The following is an 18442-nucleotide window of genomic DNA, read 5'->3' as shown; positions in this document are numbered from 1 at the left end:
ATGGATACAAAGGAGCCGGCGTGGCGATTCAAGGTGTGCACAAGATCGTGGTCGGGGTGCGGGATCAGGATCGGGCGAAGAGGTTCTGGTCCGAGGTCGTCGGGTTCGAGATCACCACCGACGTGCCGTACGACGACAAAGGGAACCGGTGGGGCGAGATCACTTCAGCCGATGGGGTGACGTCGCTCGTTTTGAGTACCGCGCCGGAGGACCTCAAGCGCTTCGAAGTGCGGGACGAACTCCCGACGGGCAACTTCTTCTTCTACGCCGACGACATCGAAAAGACGTATGAGGAGCTTTCGGCGAAAGGCGTCGAGTTCTCGGCCCGGCCGGAGAAACAGCCGTGGGGCTGGTGGGCGATGTTCACCGATTCGGAGGGCAACAGGTTCGCTCTTCAGGAAAAGAATCCCACCTCTTGAGAGCGGTTGGGTGCTCCGTTCGGCGGAGCTAGCTTCGGTGACAACAGCCGAAACCCCTGAACCGCTAGGAGAATCGCGATGAGCGCGGACGGATGGTCGTTCGAGACCAAGCAGATCCACGCGGGTGCGGCGCCGGACACCGCCACCGGCGCGCGGGCGACCCCGATCTACCAGACCACCTCGTACGTGTTCCGCGACAGCCAGCACGGCGCCGACCTCTTCAGTCTCGCCGAGCCCGGCAACATCTACACGCGGATCAACAACCCCACGCAGGACGTGCTGGAGCAGCGGCTCGCGGCGCTCGAAGGCGGTGTCGCGGCGCTGGCGTTCGCCTCCGGGAGCGCGGCGACGACGGCGGCCATCCTCAACCTCGCGAACGCGGGCGACCACTTCGTCTCCAGTCCCTCCCTCTACGGCGGCACCTACAACCTCTTCCACTACACGCTCCCGAAGCTCGGCATCGAGGTCTCGTTCGTCGAGGATCAGGACGACATCGAGCAGTGGAAGGCCGCCGTCCGGCCCAACACCAAGCTGTTCTTCGCCGAGACGCTGGCCAATCCGGGCAGCAACGTGCTCGACATCCGCGCGGTCGCCGACGCCGCGCACGAATCCGGTGTCCCGCTGGTCGTCGACAACACCGTGCCGACCCCGTACCTCGTGCGCCCGATCGAGCACGGCGCCGACATCGTGGTCCACTCGGCGACCAAGTACCTCGGCGGGCACGGCACCACGGTCGCCGGTGTGCTGGTCGACGGCGGCACCTTCGACTTCGGCGAGGATCCGGCGCGGTTCCCCGGATTCAACGAAGCCGACCCGAGCTACCACGGCCTCAAGTACTGGGAGGCCCTCGGCCCGGGCGCGTACGCCGCCAAAGCTCGGGTCCAGATCCTGCGCGACACCGGCGCCGCGATCGCACCGTTGAACAGTTTCCTGATCCTGCAAGGAATCGAGACACTTTCGCTGCGTCTGGAGCGGCACGTGGCCAACGCGCAGGCACTGGCCGAATGGCTGGAGCAGCGCGACGAGGTCGAAAAGGTGTACTACGCCGGGCTGCCGTCGAGCCCGCACCACGAGGCGGCGAAGAAGTACTTGCCGAAGGGTGCCGGCGCGGTGCTGTCGTTCGATCTGCGCGGCGGTGTCGACGCCGGACGGGCCTTTGTGGACGGTACGGAACTGCACAGCCAGCTGGTCAACATCGGTGACGTGCGCAGCCTGATCGTGCACCCGGCCTCGACCACGCACAGCCAGCTCACGCCCGAGGAGCAGGCCTCCAGCGGGGTCACGCCGGGTCTCGTTCGGCTCGCCGTCGGGCTGGAAGGGATCGAGGACCTCAAGGCCGATCTCGAGGCCGGATTCCGGGCGGCCAAGGCCGCTCTGTGACCGGTGCGTGGCGAGAGGGAGAGCCGCCTGGACGTCGCCGGTTCGTCAGCGGCGTCCGGGCGCTCGAAACCGGCGGGACGCTGCCTTTCACCCTCGCCTACGAGACCTGGGGAACGCTGAACTCCAGCGCCTCCAACGCGATCCTCGTCGAGCACGCGCTGACCGGGGACAGCCACGCCGTCGGCCCCGCGGAGGAAGGCCACGTCAGCCCCGGCTGGTGGGACGGCCTGATCGGGCCGGGCAAGGCGATCGACACCGACGCTTTCTTCGTGGTGGTCCCGAACGTACTCGGTGGCTGCCAGGGCTCGACCGGCCCGTCTTCGCGGCATCCGGACGGAAACCCTTGGGGCAGCAGATTTCCCGTGGTGACCGTGCGGGATCAGGTGTCCACCGAGACCGTCCTCGCCGACGCGCTGGGCATCGGCCGGTGGGCCGCGGTGATCGGCGGGTCCATGGGTGGCATGCGCGCGCTGGAATGGGCGGTGAGCGAGCCGGATCGGGTCGCGGCGCTGCTCGTGCTCGCGTCGACGGCGCAGGCGTCGGCGGACCAGATCGCCTGGGCCGCGCCGCAACTGCACGCCATCCGCGCGGATCCGGGCTGGCACGGCGGCGACTACTACGACGTCCCCGGCGGCGGCCCGGACGCCGGCCTCGGTATCGCGCGCCGTATCGCGCACGCGACCTATCGCAGCGAAGCCGAACTGGCGCAACGCTTCGGCCGGCGTTACCAAGACGGTGAAGATCCCTTGCGCGGCGGGCGGTTCGCCGTCGAGTCCTATTTGGACCATCATGCCGGGAAGCTTTCCCGCCGATTCGACGCCGGCAGCTACGTGGTGCTCACCGAATCGATGAACACGCACGACGTCGGCCGTGGGCGGGGCGGGGTCGCGAACGCGCTCGGCCGGATCACCGCGCGCACGGTCGCGGCCGGGGTGGACAGTGACCGGCTTTACCCGCTGTACCAGTCGCAGGCCATCGCAGACGGGATCGACGGGGCGGAGTTCGCCGTCATCGGCTCGCCGTACGGGCACGACTCGTTCCTGATCGAGACCGAGCAGATCGCGCGGCTGGTGAAGCTGCTGCTCGATTAGGCCGCGGTGCCTGCCGATGCGCACCGGGTTCCCGCCGGATCGCTTGCCCTGCCGCCGGTGCTCGGTGTCCCCAATGTCGCATCGGAGACACTGAGCGTCCTCAAATGCGACATTGGAAACCTGACCGGCTCCCGAATCGGTGGACAGGCCTTCGTGGCGCGGTCCCGGCTGGCCACGAGAACAGGCCGCTCCTTGACTGTCCACAAAGGACGACGCCAGCGGTGAAATGTCTTGATAATGGCTAAATGCCCGGTTTTCGACGGGGGTCGTGAGTGGTAATGAGGGTTAGAACGCTCATTGCCACTCACGACCTCAGTGCAAAGTACTCAGAACGGACACTTTCCCTGACCTGTGTCCCTTGTGGNAGCAAGGACATGCTGTCCAGGGAATCCTCTGGCCCTCATTGTCGTTGCATAGGGTGAGCATCACCCTGGCTCCACCCGGAGCTGACTGAAAGGACCCCCATCATGGCCGACCGTGTTCTCCGTGGAAGCCGGCTGGGAGCGGTCAGCTACGAGACCGACCGCAACCACGACCTCGCGCCTCGGCGCACCGTGCGCTACGCCTGCCCCAAGAACCACGAGTTCGAGGTGCCCTTCTCCGACGACGCCGAGATCCCCTCGGTGTGGGAGTGCAGGCTGCACGGCAGCGAGTCCGAGATCGTGGACGGCGGGCAGCCGGAGCAGAAGAAGGTCAAGCCCCCGAGGACGCACTGGGACATGCTCCTGGAGCGTCGTTCGATCCCGGAGCTCGAAGATCTGCTCAACGAACGTCTCGCCGAGCTGAAGGGACGCAGGACCACCCGGTCCGCCTGACGCACGGCACAAGTAGCTAGCCCCACCACGAATCGGCGAAGCCCCTTCGCTCGGCTCAGCCGAGGGAAGGGGGCCTTCACGCGCTTCGAGGGATGCGGTGGACAGAGCGGGTTAGTGGGCGTTAACCTGGGCGAGCGAGTTAACGACGGCTAACTTGGCGACGAGGAGCCATGGACACACCCGTACTGAGCACTTCTGCCGATCCGGGCAGCGACGAGTACGCCCGCAGCGTCACCTCCCACGCCGAGCTGGTCGAGGACCTGCGCAAGCGGCTCGCCGCGGCCCGGCTCGGGGGCCCGGAGAAATCCCGCACCCGCCACGTCGAGCGGGGCAAGCTCCTGCCACGCGACCGGGTCGACACCCTCCTCGACCCGGGTTCGCCGTTCCTGGAGTTGTCCCCGCTGGCCGCCACCGGACTGTACGACGACGAGGCGCCCTCGGCCGGGATCATCACCGGAATCGGGCGGGTCTCCGGCCGCGAATGCGTGATCGTCGCCAACGACGCGACGGTCAAGGGCGGCACCTACTACCCGATGACCGTCAAGAAGCACCTGCGTGCGCAAGAGGTCGCGCTGCACAACAACCTGCCGTGCGTCTACCTGGTGGACTCCGGTGGCGCGTTCCTGCCCAGGCAGGACGAGGTCTTCCCGGATCGTGAGCACTTCGGCCGGATCTTCTACAACCAGGCCACGATGTCGGCGCGCGGCATCCCCCAGATCGCCGCGGTGCTCGGGTCCTGCACCGCCGGCGGCGCGTACGTCCCGGCCATGAGCGACGAAGCGGTCATCGTGCGGAACCAGGGCACCATCTTCCTCGGCGGCCCGCCGCTGGTGAAGGCCGCGACAGGCGAGGTCGTCACAGCGGAGGAGCTCGGCGGCGGCGACGTCCATTCGCGTCAGTCCGGCGTCACCGACCACCTGGCCGAGGACGACGCCGACGCGTTGCGCATCGTTCGCTCGATCGTGTCGACTTTGGGGCCGCGGACGCCGCGCCCTTGGGACGTCCTCCCGGCGGAGGCTCCGGTCGCCGACCCGAACGAGTTGTACGGCGTCGTCCCGACCGACCCGCGCGTGCCCTACGACGTCCGCGAGGTCATCGCCCGGATCGTCGACGGCAGCCGGTTCGGCGAGTTCAAGAAGGAGTACGGCTCGACGCTGGTCACCGGGTTCGCCCGGATCCACGGCCACCCCGTCGGCATCATCGCGAACAACGGCGTGCTGTTCGCCGAGTCCGCGATGAAGGGCGCGCACTTCATCGAACTGTGCGACAAACGCTCGATCCCGCTGCTGTTCCTCCAGAACATCACCGGTTTCATGGTCGGCAAGGCCTACGAGGCGGGCGGCATCGCCAAGCACGGCGCGAAGATGGTCACCGCGGTGGCTTGCGCGCGCGTGCCGAAGCTGACCGTCGTCATCGGCGGCTCGTTCGGCGCGGGCAACTATTCGATGTGCGGCCGCGCGTACTCGCCGCGGTTCCTGTGGATGTGGCCGAACGCGCGGATCTCGGTGATGGGTGGCGAGCAGGCGGCGTCGGTGCTTTCGACGGTCCGCCGGGACGCCATCGAGGCTCGCGGCGGCGAATGGTCCACAGAGGACGAAGAGGCCTTCAAGGAGCCGATCCGCGACCAGTACGAGGCGCAGGGCAGCCCGTACTACTCGACGGCGCGGCTGTGGGACGACGGTGTGATCGACCCGGCGGACACCCGCACGGTGCTCGGCCTCGCGCTGTCCGCGACGGCCAACGCGCCTTTGTCCGATGTCAACTACGGCGTCTTCAGGATGTGAGCATGTTCGACACGGTTCTGGTCGCCAACCGCGGCGAGATCGCCGTCCGCGTGATCCGCTCGCTGCGGGGGCTCGGCATCCGTTCGGTCGCGGTGTACAGCGACGCGGACGCCGACGCCCGGCACGTCCGGGAGGCGCACACCGCCGTCCGCATCGGCCCGGCCGAAGCGGCGAAGAGTTACCTGTCCATCCCGGCGATCGTCCAGGCGGCGGTCGACACGGGGGCGCAGGCGGTCCACCCCGGTTACGGCTTCCTCGCGGAGAACGCGGAATTCGCGCGTGCCTGCGCCGACGCCGGCCTGGTCTTCATCGGCCCGCCGGTCGAGGCCATCGACGCCATGGGTGACAAGATCCGCGCCAAGGCGACGGTGTCCAAGGCCGGTGTCCCGGTGGTGCCCGGTGCGTCCGATGTGGACATTCCCGAAGGCGGGTTCGCGGCCGCTGCGGAAAAGGTCGGCTTCCCGCTGCTGCTCAAGCCGTCCGCCGGTGGTGGTGGCAAGGGTATGCGGCTGGTCACCGAACTGTCCGAATTGGACGCGGCGGTCGAGTCCGCGCGCCGTGAGGCCAAGGGTTCCTTCGGTGACGACACGCTGCTCATGGAGCGGTTCGTCACCACGCCGCGCCATATCGAGATCCAGGTGCTCGCCGACACCCACGGCAACGTGATCCACCTTGGCGAGCGCGAGTGCAGTCTGCAACGGCGGCACCAGAAGATCATCGAAGAGGCGCCGTCGGTACTCCTCGACGAAGCGACGCGCGCGAAGATGGGCGCGTCCGCGGTCGAGGCCGCGCGCTCGGTGGGTTACGTCGGCGCGGGGACGGTCGAGTTCATCGTTTCGGCCACCGCGCCCGACGAGTTCTTCTTCATGGAGATGAACACCCGCCTCCAGGTCGAGCATCCGGTGACCGAGCTGGTCACCGGGCTGGATCTCGTGGAGTGGCAGGTCAAGATCGCCGCGGGGGACGTGCTCACCGTGGCGCAGGACGACGTCCGGCTGGACGGCCACGCCGTCGAAGCCCGCGTCTACGCCGAAGACCCCGCTCGCGGCTTCATTCCGACTGGGGGAACCGTGCTCGCGGTCCACGAGCCGTCCGGCGAGGGCGTGCGCGTCGACTCGTGGATGAGCGAAGGCGCGGTCATCGGTTCGAACTACGATCCGATGCTGGCCAAGGTCATCGCCTGGGGGCCGGACCGCGCGGCCGCGTTGCACCGGCTCGATCTCGCGCTCGCGGACACCGCGCTGCTCGGCGTCGGCACCAACGTCGCCTTCCTGCGCGGGCTCCTCGCCGACGGCGACGTCCGCGACGGCAAGCTCGACACCGGCCTCGTCGACCGGCGACTGGCCACTTTGGTCTCCGAGGTGGTGCCGCCGGAGTTCTTCGTGGCGGCGGCGCTCGACAGGCTGCTTTCCCTGCAACCGCAGGGAGCCGTCATCGATCCGTGGGACGTGCCGGACGGCTGGCGGCTCGGCGGGTCCGGCGGGATCGACTTCGCGTTGAAGTCGGGAAGTTCCGAAGTCGTCGTGCGGGTGCAGGGCACTCCGGCGAACGCGCTCGTGAGCGTCGACGGCGCCGAGCCGGTCCGGGTTTCCGCGCGACGCGAGGGTGATCTGCTGGAAGTCCGGCATCCCACCGGTTTCCACCGCTATCGGCGCGCGGCCGGGAGCGGGCGGACGGTGTGGCTCGCGCGTGCCGGTCACAGCTTCGCGATCGGCGAGCGCGAGAGGCTGCGCTCGGCGGCGGGTGCCGCGGGCGGCGCCGGACCGGTCACCAGCCCGATGCCCGGAACCGTGCTGGTGGTCAAGGCCGCCGCCGGTGACGTCGTGAGTGCCGGGACGCCGCTCGTGGTCGTCGAGGCGATGAAGATGGAGCACACGATCACCGCGCCGATCGACGGCGTGGTCAGCGAACTCCCCGTCCGGGCCGGCCAACAGGTCGCGCTGGACGAGACGGTAGCCGTGGTGACACCCCAAAAGGATGAGCGATGATCGACTTTCGGCTGGATGACGAGTACGAGGCGCTGCGCAAGACGGTCGAGGAATTCGCGCGCTCCGAGGTCGCCCCGGTCATCGGCGACCTCTACGAGCGGGAGGAGTTCCCGTACGAGATCGTCGCGAAGATGGCCGAGATGGGCCTGTTCGGCCTGCCCTTCCCCGAGGAATACGGCGGCATGGGCGGCGACTACTTCGCGCTCTGCCTGACCCTGGAGGAGTTGGCGCGCGTCGATTCCTCGGTCGCGATCACCGTCGAGGCGGGTGTTTCCCTGGGCGCCATGCCGATCTACCGGTTCGGCACCGAGGAGCAGAAACAGAAGTGGCTTCCGGAGCTGTGCGCCGGGACCGCGCTCGGCGCCTTCGGGCTCACCGAGCCCGGCGGCGGCTCGGACGCCGGTGCCACCCGCACGCGCGCGAAACTCGACGGCGACACCTGGGTGATCAACGGCAGCAAGTCGTTCATCACCAACTCCGGCACCGACATCACGAAACTGGTCACGGTCACCGCCGTCACCGACGTGAAGGAGAACGGGCGCAAGGAGATCTCGGCGATCATCGTCCCGTCCGGCACCCCGGGTTTCGCCGTCGCGCCGAAGTACTCCAAGGTCGGCTGGAACTGCTCGGACACGCACGAGCTCTCGTTCGACGACGTCCGCGTTCCGGCCGAGAACCTGGTCGGCGAACGCGGCCGCGGTTACGCCCAGTTCCTGTCTATTTTGGACGAAGGCCGGGTCGCGATCGCCGCGCTGAGCGTCGGGCTGGCGCAGGGCTGCGTCGACGAATGCCTGACCTACGTCAAGGAACGCGAGGCGTTCGGGCACAAGATCGGTGAGTACCAGGCTATCCAGTTCAAGATCGCCGACATGGAGGTGCGCACGCACACCGCACGGCTGGCGTACTACGCGGCGGCGTCGAAGATGCTGCGCGGCGAGCCGTTCAAGAAGGAGGCGTCGATCGCGAAGCTCGTCGCGTCGAACGCCGCCATGGACAACTCGCGGGACGCGACGCAGATCTTCGGCGGGTACGGCTTCATGAACGAGTTTCCGGTGAGCCGTTTCTACCGGGACGCGAAGATCCTCGAGATCGGTGAAGGGACCTCGGAGGTGCAGCGGATGCTGATCGCGCGGCACCTCGGCGTCGCCTGACGGCCCTGACCATGACGATAACTATACCGGTATAGTTATCGTCATGGTCGAGCTGAAATCCGCCGCCGAGCTGGACGCCATGCGCGAGTCCGGCCGTGTCGTGGCGCAGACGTTGCACACCGTGAAAGAGGCGTCGGCGATCGGCGTGAGCCTGAAAGAGCTGGACGAGATCGCCGCGCAGGTGATCCGGGACGGTGGCGCGAAGCCGTCGTTCCTCCACTACCAGCCGCATTCCGCCCCGGCGCCGTTTCCCGCCGTGATCTGCGCGAGCGTCAACGACGCCGTGGTCCACGGCATCCCGTCGGACTACCGGTTGCGAGACGGTGACCTGGTCGGCATCGACGCCGGCGCCTACATCGACGGCTGGCACGGCGACGCGGCGATCAGTTACGTCGTCGGCGAGGCAGACCCCGCCGACCTCGAACTCATCGCGACCACCGAACGCGCGCTGGCCGCGGGGATCGCCGCCGCGCTGGCGGGCGGCAAGATGGGCGATGTTTCCCATGCTGTCGGCACTGTCGGGCGCGAAGTCGGCTACGGCCTCCTCGCGCACCACGGCGGCCACGGGATCGGCCGCCGCATGCACGAGGACCCGCATCTGCCGAACGAGGGCAGGCCGGGCCGCGGCATGCGGCTCGAGCCGGGGCTGGTGCTGGCGATCGAGCCGATGTTCATCGCCGACGGCCGCGACGGCTACCGGATCGAGGACGACGGCTGGACGGTGCGCACCGTGCGTGGCGCCAGGGCCGCGCACGTCGAGCACACCGTCGCGATCACCACAGAAGGTCCGCGCGTCCTCACGATGTTGTAGAACGGAGGAATGAGCGATTTCATCATCCGTCAGGGTGGTTCTGGGGACTTCCAAACCTTGCTGGACATGTTCGACGAGGTCGTCGCATGGCTGGCCGGGCGCGGCAGCGAGGGGCAGTGGGGGAGCGAGCCGTGGTCCACGATTCCGAAACGGGTCGAGCGGGTCCGCGGGATGGCCGACGGGCCAGGCCTGTACGTCGCCGAGATCGACGGCCAGGCGGCCGGGGCGATCATCCTCGGTGACCGTTTCCCGCATGTCTCGCCGGTCGACGAACCGGAGATCTACATCGGTTTGCTGCTGACCTCACGCCGGTTCACCGGTCACCGGGTCGGCTCGCGGCTCATCGAGTTCGCGCTGGCCGAGGCGCGGGAACGCGGCATCGGGCTGGTACGGGTCGACTGCTGGGCAGGCGGCGACGGCGACCTGCAGCGTTATTACGAGAGCCAGGGCTTCAAGCCGACGGAGCGCTTCGACGTCAAGGGCTGGATCGGGCAGGTGTTCGAGCAGCGGCCGTAGGACTGGCGTCCACGCGACTGGGGGTGCACCATAGTTGACACATCGCCAACAGTGCCCCGGACAGTGAAGTCGCAGAGGAGACCGGCATGGCCAAGCGTGAACGTTCCCTGGCGGGCAAGGTCGTCGTGATCACCGGCGCGGCGCAGGGCATCGGGGCCAGTACCGCGACGGCGCTGTCCCGGCTCGGCGCCAAGGTGGTCATCGGCGACCTGGACCAGGTCCTCGCCGAGAAGACCGCCGCAGAACTGGGCGCCGAGGCGCTGCCGCTCGACGTCACCGACACGAAGGGCTTCACCGAATTCCTCGACGAGGTCGAGCGGCGCGTCGGCCCGATCGACGTGCTGATCAACAACGCGGGCATCATGCCGCTCGCGCCGCTCGAAGAAGAGGACGACGCGGCGACCCGCAGGCTGCTCGAGATCAACCTGCACGCGGTCGTCCACGGCACCAGGGAAGCCGTGAAGCGGATGCGCCCGCGTGGCACCGGCCACATCGTCAACATCGCTTCGATGGCGGGAAAGGCGGGCTTCCCCGGCGCCGCGACCTACTGTGCGACGAAACACGCCGTCGTCGGCCTGTCGGAATCGGTGCACCTGGAATTGCACGGGACCGGCGTGCTGGTGTCGTGCGTGATGCCGGCGGTGGTGCGCACGGAACTGGCCAGCGGGCTCGGCGAGGCGAAGTTCTTCAAATCGGTGCAGCCGGAAGATGTGGCGCAGGCCATTGTCGATGCGTTACGCCGTCCCAAGTTCGACGTCTTCGTCCCGGCTTCGCTGGACGCCATGGGCAGGATCACACGGCTGCTTCCGCGCCGTCTCGGCGAAGGACTGCTTCGGGCGCTCGGCGGCGACAAGATTCTGTCCTCCGCAACGCATTCCAGTGCTCGAGCGGAGTACGAATCGCGTGCCGCGCGGAGTGCCCCAGGGGCGGAAAAGGGCACCGATTCTTAACTCGTACGGCCTAGCAACTGTCCGAAATGGACGGCCTGTGGTGGCCGGGGTGTTGAGTCGTGCGCTCCCAAGCGGCAAGATTACGTCTTACCGCGTTGATTCCCCAGGAGGCACACCATGGCCACACCCCCGGCACGGCTCGCCGCCGCCGCGTCGAACGTCGTCGGGAAGGTGCTGCACGGTGGTGTCGCCGATCTTCGCCCGGTGCCGCGCGTCCTGATCGACCAGGGTCCGAATCGCTCGCTGTACCGGCTGACGAACGGCAAGAGCCCCCAGCCGGGACCGCCGGTGCTCCTGGTGCCGCCGCTGGCCGCTCCCGCGCTGTGCTTCGACCTGCGCCGCGGGTGCAGCCTCGCCGAGCACCTGGTCGAGGGCGGCCGAAACACGTACCTGGTCGACTACGGGAACGTCGCCTTCTCCGACCGGCGCCTCGGCATCGAGCACTGGATCGAGGAGGTGCTCCCGCGCGCGATCCGCAAGGTCAGCGAGGATTCCGGTGGCCAGGGCGTGCACGTCGTCGCGTGGTGCCTCGGCGGGATCTTCTCGTTGCTGACCACCGCCGACCAGCCCGATCTGCCGATCGAGTCGATCGCCACCATCGCGTCGCCGTTCGATTTCACCGCGATCCCGCTGATCGCCCCGTTCCGCCCGCTGGTGGACCTCACCGGCGGCCACCTGCTGACCCCGTTCTACCGGGCGCTCGGCGGCGCACCGTCCTATTTGGTCAGCCGCGTCTTCCGGGCGACCGGGATCAGCAAGGAGATCACCAAACCCCTTGCCATCCTGAAGAATCTCGATGACCGGGACTACCTGGCGCAGATCGAGGCCGTCGACCACTTCATGGACAACATGATCGCCTACCCCGGGCGGACGTTCGGCCAGATCTACCACCGGTTCTTCCGCGCCAACGACCTCGCCGAGGGCACGGTCGACCTCAACGGCCGCATCATCGCGCTGTCCGGGGTCAAGGTGCCGACGCTGGTCATCGCCGGGCAGAACGACACGATCGCCCCGCGCGCCGCCGTCGAACGGCTCACCGAGCTGCTGGACAACTCGCCGTCGGTGACCTTCGAGACCGCGCCCGGCGGCCACCTGGGCGTCCTCACCGGCCGGAAGGCCCGCGGGACGACGTGGCGCTACCTCGACCGTTTCCTCGACGAACAGGCCGCTTGACCCTCGTCTTCGGTACGCTGGGTGATGGCGCTGCGCAAGGACTGGCGTGGCGCGATCATGTCCACCATCTCGGTGATCTGGCGCCAGGCGTCGGCGATCTCGGCCGTCGCGCGGTCGCGTTGCAGGACGACCGTGGACAACACGAGCGCGGTGAGGCCGACGGTGGCGTCGAAGGCCTGGACGTGCAGCATCCGGGCGGCCAGCTCGTAGGAACTGTAAGGGCCGAGCCCGCGTATGGCGGCGAAGATCGTGACGGTGCAGACGCACAAGGAGCACAGCAGCGCCCCGGCCTGCCGGAAGCGCAGCGCCGCCCACACGAGCACGGGGAAGACCAGGAACAGCTTCGCCGTCGTCGTGGACGCGAGGACGGCCGTGCCGAGACCGAAGAGCGCGAGCGCCGCCGCCTCACCCCAGCGGACGAGCGGGACCCGCCTTGGCACGCGGAACCTCGGCACGAGAAGCAGCAGCGGCGTGATCGTCAGGACGCCCATCGCGTCGCCGGTCCACCACACCAATGCGGTCGCCCAGAAGTCGCCGGGGCTCAGCGCGCCGCCGAAGATCAGCACGCCGGTGCCCAGTGCGGCGCTGAAGACCGTGCCCCCGATCGCTCCGACCGCCACCAGGAGGACGGCGTCGGGAAGCCGGTCGAGTTCGTTGCGGAAACCCAGCCGCCGCATCACCACGTACGCCAGCATCGGGCCGATCGTGTTGCCCGCGGAGATCGCCAGGACCGTGCCAAGCGAAGGACCGAGGGCGATGTTCGTCAGGAGGGCGCCGAGGAAGATACCCGGCCAGAACCGGGGCCCCAGGAGCATCGGCACCGCCAGCGCGACACCGGCGGCCGGCCACAGCGGCGAGATCTGTTCCCGCACGATCGCCCACTGGATCCCGATCCGTGCGGTGGCGAAGTAGCAGATCGTGACGCCGAGGACGATGAGACACCAGCGTGCGGCAGGGGAAAGCGGTCTCATCGCGACTCCGGCCTTGGCGGGCAAGGAAGTACGAGAGTACCTCTGCTCGGCGGCCGCGGAGGTGTTGTCGAAATGGTGGAAATAAACGGGCTCGTGAGTGGCAAGGACGGTTCTAACCGTCCTTACCGCTNAAGGACGGTTCTAACCGTCCTTGCCACTCACGAGCCCCACGCCTTACTTGAGCTCCGCCGACGTCTTGCCCAGGATCCGGCGCGCCACGATCAGCTGCTGGATCTGTTGCGTGCCTTCGAAGATGTCCAGGATCTTCGCGTCCCGGCTCCACTTCTCCAGCAGCGATTCCTCGGTGTAGCCGAAGGTGCCGGCCAGCTCGACGCATTTGAGCGTGATCTCGACGACCGACCGGCCGGCCTTCGCCTTGGCCATCGAGGCCTGCAGCGAGTTCGGCTTGCGGTTGTCGGCCATCCACGCCGATTCCATGGTCAGCAGGTACGCCGATTCGTAGTCCGCCTCCAGCCGCAGGAACGTCGCGGCGGCGGCGTGCTGGCTGTGGACGGGCTTGTCGTAGTCGATGGTCACCCCGGCGTCGGTGAGGATCTTCCGGGTCTCCTCCAGCGCCGCGCGGGCGACACCGATGGCCATGGCGGCGACCAGCGGGCGGGTGTTGTCGAAGGTCTGCATGACCCCGGCGAAACCCTTGGCGGTGTCGATCTCCGGCGTGCCGAGGAGGTTCTCCTTGGGCACGCGGACGTTCTCGAACCGCAGCACGGCGGTGTCGGAGGCACGGATGCCGAGCTTGTGCTCGACGCGCACCACCTCGAAGCCGGGTGTGCCCTTCTCGACGACGAACGACTTGATCGCCGCGCGGCCCTTCGTCTTGTCCAGCGTGGCCCAGACGACGACTGCGTCGGCGCGCTCGCCCGCGGTCACGAAGATCTTCTCCCCGTTGATCACGTACTCGTCACCGTCCAGGCGCGCGGTCGCGGTGATCGCGGCGGAGTCCGAGCCGCAGTCCGGCTCGGTGATCGCCATCGCGGCCCACAGCCCGGAGAACTTCTTGAGCTGTTCGTCCGTGGCGACCGAGCCGATGGCGGCGTTGCCGAGCCCCTGGCGCGGCATGGACAGCAGCAGACCGACGTCGCCCCAGCACATCTCGATCGTGCCGAGCACGATGTTGAGGTTGGAACCGTTGCGGTTGCCCGGTTTCTCGCTCTTCTCGGACCGGCGGACACCCGCCGCGCCCGCACCGCCCTCGCCGGAGGAGTTCAGCCCGTCCAGCAGCGCGGCGAACATGTCGAGTTCGGCCGGATAGGTGTGCTCGGCGCGGTCGTACTTGCGCGAGATCGGCCGGAACACCTCGGCCGCGGCCTGGTACGCCTGGTTGATCAGGGTGCCGGCCTTCTTCGGAACCTCAAGGTTGATCATGATTGCCTTTCGAAAGTCCTAGAGAAGGACGGCGCCTTCCATCACGCCGATCGCACGGAGGTCGCGGTACCAGCGTTCGACCGGGTGTTCCTTGACGAACCCGTGCCCGCCGAGGAGCTGCACCCCGGCGCTGCCGATCTGCATTCCCTTGTCGGCGGCCAGTTTCCGGGCCAGCGCGACCTCGCGGGCGTACGGCTTGCCCTGTTCGGCGCGGGAAGCGGCGCGGAGCATGACCAGCCGCAACCCTTCCAGCTCGATGGCGATGTCGGCCACCGAGAACGCGACGGCCTGCCGGTGGCTCACCGGTTCGCCGAACGCCTTGCGCTCGTTGACGTACGGCACCACGTAGTCGAGGACGGCCTTCGCGGTACCGGCGGCCAGTGCGGCCCAGCCGAGCCGCGAGAGCCGGACGACCTCGGTGAAGACCTCGGCCTTGCCGCCGCCGAGCAGCGCACCGGCCGGAAGGGCGACCTTCTCCAGGTGCAGCTTCCCGGTCGCCGCGCCGCGCAGGCCCATCGCCGGTTCGTTTTCGATGGTGACACCGGAGTTCGACGACTCGACGAGGAACAGCGCCGGGCCGCGGCCTTCCAGGTCGGCCGACACGATGAACAGCTCGGCGTCGGCGGCCCTCGGGACCAGCGACTTCACACCGTCGAGCTGGTAGCCCTTCGGCGTGCGGCGGGCCTTGGTCGCGGGCTTGAACGGGTCGAACAGCGCGGTGCGCTCCTGCAGCGCGAGCGCCGCGGCCGGGACGTTCTCGCCGACGAACGCGGGCAGGTAGTCCGCCTGCTGCTGCTCGTCGCCGTAGGACACCAGCGCGGTGCTGACCGCGGACGGCGCGAGCACCGCGACCGCGAGACCCAGGTCGCCGTGCGCGAGGGCCTCGGCGACCAGCGCGTTCGTGACGACCGATCGTTCGGTGCCGACCCCGCCCAGCTCCTCGGGGATGCCGACGAGCGTGATGCCGAGTTCGGCGGCACGGCTCAACAGGCCCTCGGGCGCCTGAAGCTTCGCGTCGGCGTCGGCCGCGGCGGGCCGCAGCTGTTCGGCCGCGAACTCCGTCACGGTCTCGACGATGAGCTGCTGGTCCTCACTCGGGGTGAGGTCGAACAGCCCGGTGTCCTCGGCAGGCGCGAGCCGCGCGGGCTTGCCGAGCTTTTGGGCGGATTTGAAGGTCCGTCCCGCCGCGCCCGCGACCCGGAAGCCGTTGCGCGTCCCGGCACTGACCAGGTTCTGCACGGGCTTCCGAAGTCCGGCCCGTTCAATGACCTTGCTCCCGGCCAGCCGGGTGAGCGCGGACAGGCCAAGGCCCATCGCGTCTCGTTTCCTAGGCGCACCCACGGTGAGTCTCCCTGCCTCGCTTACCTACTCGTGAGTAGGTTAACTCTCCTCGGGCGGATGCGCCACCACGGGGGAGGCGAACGTCACGCCGGTGAGTGATCCGGGAGGCCGGGCAGGCCAGGATTACTCACGATCTTGCGTCTCTCGATGACCACGAGGCCCACCGCCGCCAGTGCGACGATGCCGACGAGCACGATCGCCGGCACCAGCTCCAGCAGCGGAGTCGCGGCCAGCAGGACCACCGCGAGCACCAGCCGCCGCACGTTCCATGAGCCCAGGTTTCGCCGCCGCAGCCCGCTCAACGCGATGAGGTACAGCGCGAGCCCGCCGGTGAGCGCCCAGATCGGGGTGCCGTGGAGGCCGTCGGCGAGGCTGTGGTGCTCGGTGTCGGACACGTACAGCAGCGACTTCTTCAGCCCCAGCGCCACGAGCACGATCCCGGCGATGAGCGGGAGGTGCAGGAAGGTGTACGTGTCCGTCCCGATCCGCACTCGCTCCACGCCCTCCGCGCGCTTCAGGTTGTGCTCGGACACGTGTGCGACGACGGCGAAGTACATCCACCACATCGCCGAAGCGAGCGTGAGCCCGAAGACGGCGGCCAACGTGATCGGCCAGGACATCGGGTACGAGCTGATCCCGATGCCGATCGCCACGATCGATTCGCCGAGCGCGATGATCACGATCAGCCCGAACCGCTCGGCGAAGTGGCCGGGCTGGTGCAGCCGCCAGTCCGAGGAACGGGTCCGGAAGACGTTGAGGTAGTCGGCCAGCATCGCGACGGCCCAGATGCCGAGTTGCACCCAGCCGGAGAAGAACGCGGCGGCGATCAGCAGCGCGACGCTCGGCAGCAGGCCGACGAACATCTTCAAGACGGTCCTGCGCAGCTCGGGGTCGGTCCGCGCGGCGCCGAAGTACGCGGTCAGGTGCAGCAGCCGGACGAGGAAGTAGCAGCCGACGAACATCAGCGGCGCGTACAGGCCGCCGGGCAGGTCGGTGAACGCCTCCGGAATGGTCAGCGAGACCAGGAACATCGTCCCCATCGCGGCGAACATCGCCAGCTGGGCGATGCCGCGGTCGACGTGCAAGGTGTTGGCCAGCCAGGCGTAGGCGCACCAGCACCACCACAGCACGGCGATCATCGCGACGCCCTGCCCGATGCCGAGCGGGGTGAGGTGATCGGCCATCAGCTGCGTGGTCTGGGTGATGGCGTAGACGAAGACCAGGTCGAAGAAGAGCTCCAGCGTGGTGACCTTGTGGTCTTCTTCCCGGGTCACCAGATGCAGGCCGCGTTTCGTGGGCACGCGCACATCGTGCCCTTCACTCCTTTGCAGGACACGCGAGTTCGCTCAAAAGCTGACTTTCATACCCCGAGCACCGCGTGCATCAACGTCGTCAGCTCGGCCTCGATGTTCGGGCGGCCGTTGACCCGCCGGGTGCGCGCGAGGTCGTTCGCGATGGTCAGCGCCGCGTGCACGGTGATCTTCACTTCGCGCAGGCTCAGTTCCGGCCGGACCTCCGACGCCAGCGCGATCCAGCGCGCGACGTAGTCCCGCTGGACCCGGATCAGGTCCGCCTTGTCGCGTTCCGGCAGTTCCATGGGGCTGCCGGAGAACGACACCAGCAGTTCGGGCGTGTGCAGCAAGGTGTGCACATAGGACGCCGCGAGCCTGCGCAGCGCGTCGCGTTCGTCGTCGGTCCGCAACGCGCGTTCCGCGGCGAGCGCCAGCCGGTCGGCCGCTCGATGCCCGATCGCCACCATCAGCGCGGCCTTGCTGGGGAAGTGCCGGTACACGCTCGGCCCGGCGATCCCGGCTGCCGCGCCGATCTCCTCCATGCTCACCGAGCGGAAGCCGCGTTGCCCGAACAGCTCGGTCGCGGCACCGAGGATCTGCTCGCGGCGGGACGGCTCGCCGAGCGCCATCGACGGCGTCTCCTCCGGCGTCTCCTCGGGTTCGGGGAGTGTGACATGCAGCACCGACTCCGCCAGCTGCACCAGGATCTGCGCGAAGCGTTTCTTCGCCACGGACGTGTGATGCACGGAGACACTGCCGAACACGCTCAGCCCCGCCCAGCACAGCAGTTCGGCGTCGTCGGCGGTCAGTTCCGGACGCAACGCGCGCAGCGCCTTGGACCACGCTTCGAGTACCGCGCCGGACCGGCGGCGGATCTCGCGCCGTTCCTCCCGGGGCAGATGCCTGCCCTCCCAGCGCCACAGCGCGGCGACCTCGCGCCGCTCCACCGCTTGCGCCGCGAGGGTGCCCAACAGGGCGTTGACCTGGGCGGGAACGGGAAGACCGTCGGCGAGCGTCTCGGTGGTGGCCGCCTCCATGTCGTCGATGCCGGACAGCACGACGTAGGACAGCACGGCCTGCTTGTCCGCGAAGTGCCGGTACAGCGCGGGCCCGGTGATCCCCGCCGCGGCGGCGATGTCGTTGATGCCGACGCCGTGGAACCCGCGGGCGCGAAAGAGCTCCGCGGCGAGGCCGGCCAGCTGGGCCTTGCGGTCGCGCGGTCGAGGGGAACGCTCGGTCGGGTGATCCATAGGTGAACCCACGATAGCGCCGGTTGCGTGCATCGCAACCCATTGACACCATGGGGTTATCGCGGTTTATGTTAATCGGCATTAGCATGACTACTGGCCGGTACGTTTTACCCTGATACAGCGCCGT

16 protein-coding genes are annotated in these 18442 nt (G+C 68.4%); 11 read left to right on the top strand and 5 right to left on the bottom strand.

Going from position 1 to position 18442, the window contains the following annotated elements; all coding sequences use genetic code 11:
* Positions 1–20 precede the first annotated feature (20 nt).
* The 11 genes from LCL61_RS36045 (at position 21) to LCL61_RS35995 (ending at position 12078) form a co-directional block, all read left to right on the top strand.
* The gene (locus LCL61_RS36045; RefSeq protein WP_340683881.1) at positions 21–419 is read left to right on the top strand and encodes a VOC family protein; all 399 of its coding nucleotides are present in this window, start codon (positions 21–23) and stop codon (positions 417–419) included.
* 78 nt (positions 420–497) lie between these two features.
* Complete coding sequence (locus LCL61_RS36040; protein ID WP_340683880.1) at positions 498–1799, top strand: bifunctional o-acetylhomoserine/o-acetylserine sulfhydrylase; 1302 nt, start codon at positions 498–500, stop codon at positions 1797–1799.
* Positions 1796–2890: a homoserine O-acetyltransferase MetX gene (metX, locus tag LCL61_RS36035; RefSeq protein ID WP_340683879.1), complete on the top strand. Its 1095-nt coding sequence runs from the start codon at positions 1796–1798 to the stop codon at positions 2888–2890. Before LCL61_RS36040 ends, metX begins: the two co-directional genes overlap by 4 nt.
* 467 nt (positions 2891–3357) lie before the next feature.
* A complete protein-coding gene (locus tag LCL61_RS36030; protein ID WP_005151365.1) occupies positions 3358–3705 on the top strand; it encodes an RNA polymerase-binding protein RbpA in 348 nt (115 codons plus the stop codon).
* A 170-nt stretch (positions 3706–3875) separates the two neighbouring features.
* Positions 3876–5489, top strand: coding sequence for a carboxyl transferase domain-containing protein (locus tag LCL61_RS36025; protein WP_340683878.1), 1614 nt, complete (start codon positions 3876–3878; stop codon positions 5487–5489).
* A gap of 2 nt (positions 5490–5491) precedes the next feature.
* A complete protein-coding gene (locus tag LCL61_RS36020) occupies positions 5492–7477 on the top strand; it encodes a biotin carboxylase N-terminal domain-containing protein (RefSeq protein ID WP_340683877.1) in 1986 nt (661 codons plus the stop codon).
* Positions 7474–8628: an acyl-CoA dehydrogenase family protein gene (locus tag LCL61_RS36015; RefSeq protein ID WP_340683876.1), complete on the top strand. Its 1155-nt coding sequence runs from the start codon at positions 7474–7476 to the stop codon at positions 8626–8628. Before LCL61_RS36020 ends, LCL61_RS36015 begins: the two co-directional genes overlap by 4 nt.
* 43 nt (positions 8629–8671) lie before the next feature.
* Entirely contained in the window at positions 8672–9439 is a 768-nt protein-coding gene (gene map / locus LCL61_RS36010; RefSeq protein WP_340683875.1) for a type I methionyl aminopeptidase, read from the top strand.
* A gap of 9 nt (positions 9440–9448) precedes the next feature.
* Complete coding sequence (locus LCL61_RS36005; RefSeq protein WP_340683874.1) at positions 9449–9955, top strand: GNAT family N-acetyltransferase; 507 nt, start codon at positions 9449–9451, stop codon at positions 9953–9955.
* A gap of 86 nt (positions 9956–10041) precedes the next feature.
* The gene (locus LCL61_RS36000; protein WP_340683873.1) at positions 10042–10905 is read left to right on the top strand and encodes an SDR family oxidoreductase; all 864 of its coding nucleotides are present in this window, start codon (positions 10042–10044) and stop codon (positions 10903–10905) included.
* 117 nt (positions 10906–11022) lie between these two features.
* A complete protein-coding gene (locus LCL61_RS35995) occupies positions 11023–12078 on the top strand; it encodes an alpha/beta fold hydrolase (protein WP_340683872.1) in 1056 nt (351 codons plus the stop codon).
* On the opposite strand, the gene LCL61_RS35990 is transcribed toward LCL61_RS35995, so the two are convergent.
* The 5 genes from LCL61_RS35990 to LCL61_RS35970 all read right to left on the bottom strand — a co-directional run bounded on the left by LCL61_RS35990 (position 12042) and on the right by LCL61_RS35970 (position 18315).
* The gene (locus LCL61_RS35990) at positions 12042–13049 is read right to left on the bottom strand and encodes an MASE1 domain-containing protein (RefSeq protein WP_340683871.1); all 1008 of its coding nucleotides are present in this window, start codon (positions 13047–13049) and stop codon (positions 12042–12044) included. The two genes, LCL61_RS35995 and LCL61_RS35990, sit on opposite strands and share 37 nt — an antisense overlap.
* Positions 13050–13223: 174 nt before the next feature.
* Positions 13224–14432 carry an acyl-CoA dehydrogenase family protein gene (locus tag LCL61_RS35985; RefSeq protein WP_340683870.1) on the bottom strand — a complete coding sequence of 403 codons (1209 nt, stop codon included), beginning with the start codon at positions 14430–14432 and terminating at the stop codon, positions 13224–13226.
* An 18-nt stretch (positions 14433–14450) separates the two neighbouring features.
* Positions 14451–15746 carry an acyl-CoA dehydrogenase family protein gene (locus tag LCL61_RS35980; protein WP_340688759.1) on the bottom strand — a complete coding sequence of 432 codons (1296 nt, stop codon included), beginning with the start codon at positions 15744–15746 and terminating at the stop codon, positions 14451–14453.
* A 110-nt stretch (positions 15747–15856) separates the two neighbouring features.
* Positions 15857–17080 (bottom strand): low temperature requirement protein A, encoded by a 1224-nt coding sequence (locus LCL61_RS35975; protein ID WP_340683869.1) that lies wholly within the window; start codon positions 17078–17080, stop codon positions 15857–15859.
* A 53-nt stretch (positions 17081–17133) separates the two neighbouring features.
* Positions 17134–18315 (bottom strand): helix-turn-helix domain-containing protein, encoded by a 1182-nt coding sequence (locus LCL61_RS35970; protein WP_340683868.1) that lies wholly within the window; start codon positions 18313–18315, stop codon positions 17134–17136.
* Between the last annotated feature and the right edge of the window lie 127 nt (positions 18316–18442).

The sequence above is a fragment of the Amycolatopsis coloradensis genome, from assembly GCF_037997115.1.
In the GTDB taxonomy this organism is placed as follows: domain Bacteria; phylum Actinomycetota; class Actinomycetes; order Mycobacteriales; family Pseudonocardiaceae; genus Amycolatopsis; species Amycolatopsis coloradensis_A.
The sequence above is the reverse complement of the archived record's forward strand: the minus strand, read 5'-3'. Positions and strand labels throughout refer to the sequence as shown.

Coding starts and splice junctions, on each gene's coding strand:
- LCL61_RS36040 (WP_340683880.1), top strand. CDS start 498: ATGAGCGCGGACGGATGGTCGTTCGAGACCAAGCAGATCCACGCGGGT.
- LCL61_RS36030 (WP_005151365.1), top strand. CDS start 3,358: ATGGCCGACCGTGTTCTCCGTGGAAGCCGGCTGGGAGCGGTCAGCTAC.
- LCL61_RS36025 (WP_340683878.1), top strand. CDS start 3,876: ATGGACACACCCGTACTGAGCACTTCTGCCGATCCGGGCAGCGACGAG.
- LCL61_RS36020 (WP_340683877.1), top strand. CDS start 5,492: ATGTTCGACACGGTTCTGGTCGCCAACCGCGGCGAGATCGCCGTCCGC.
- LCL61_RS36015 (WP_340683876.1), top strand. CDS start 7,474: ATGATCGACTTTCGGCTGGATGACGAGTACGAGGCGCTGCGCAAGACG.
- map (WP_340683875.1), top strand. CDS start 8,672: ATGGTCGAGCTGAAATCCGCCGCCGAGCTGGACGCCATGCGCGAGTCC.
- LCL61_RS36005 (WP_340683874.1), top strand. CDS start 9,449: ATGAGCGATTTCATCATCCGTCAGGGTGGTTCTGGGGACTTCCAAACC.
- LCL61_RS36000 (WP_340683873.1), top strand. CDS start 10,042: ATGGCCAAGCGTGAACGTTCCCTGGCGGGCAAGGTCGTCGTGATCACC.
- LCL61_RS35995 (WP_340683872.1), top strand. CDS start 11,023: ATGGCCACACCCCCGGCACGGCTCGCCGCCGCCGCGTCGAACGTCGTC.
- LCL61_RS35990 (WP_340683871.1), bottom strand. CDS start 13,049: ATGAGACCGCTTTCCCCTGCCGCACGCTGGTGTCTCATCGTCCTCGGC.
- LCL61_RS35985 (WP_340683870.1), bottom strand. CDS start 14,432: ATGATCAACCTTGAGGTTCCGAAGAAGGCCGGCACCCTGATCAACCAG.
- LCL61_RS35980 (WP_340688759.1), bottom strand. CDS start 15,746: ATGGGCCTTGGCCTGTCCGCGCTCACCCGGCTGGCCGGGAGCAAGGTC.
- LCL61_RS35970 (WP_340683868.1), bottom strand. CDS start 18,315: ATGGATCACCCGACCGAGCGTTCCCCTCGACCGCGCGACCGCAAGGCC.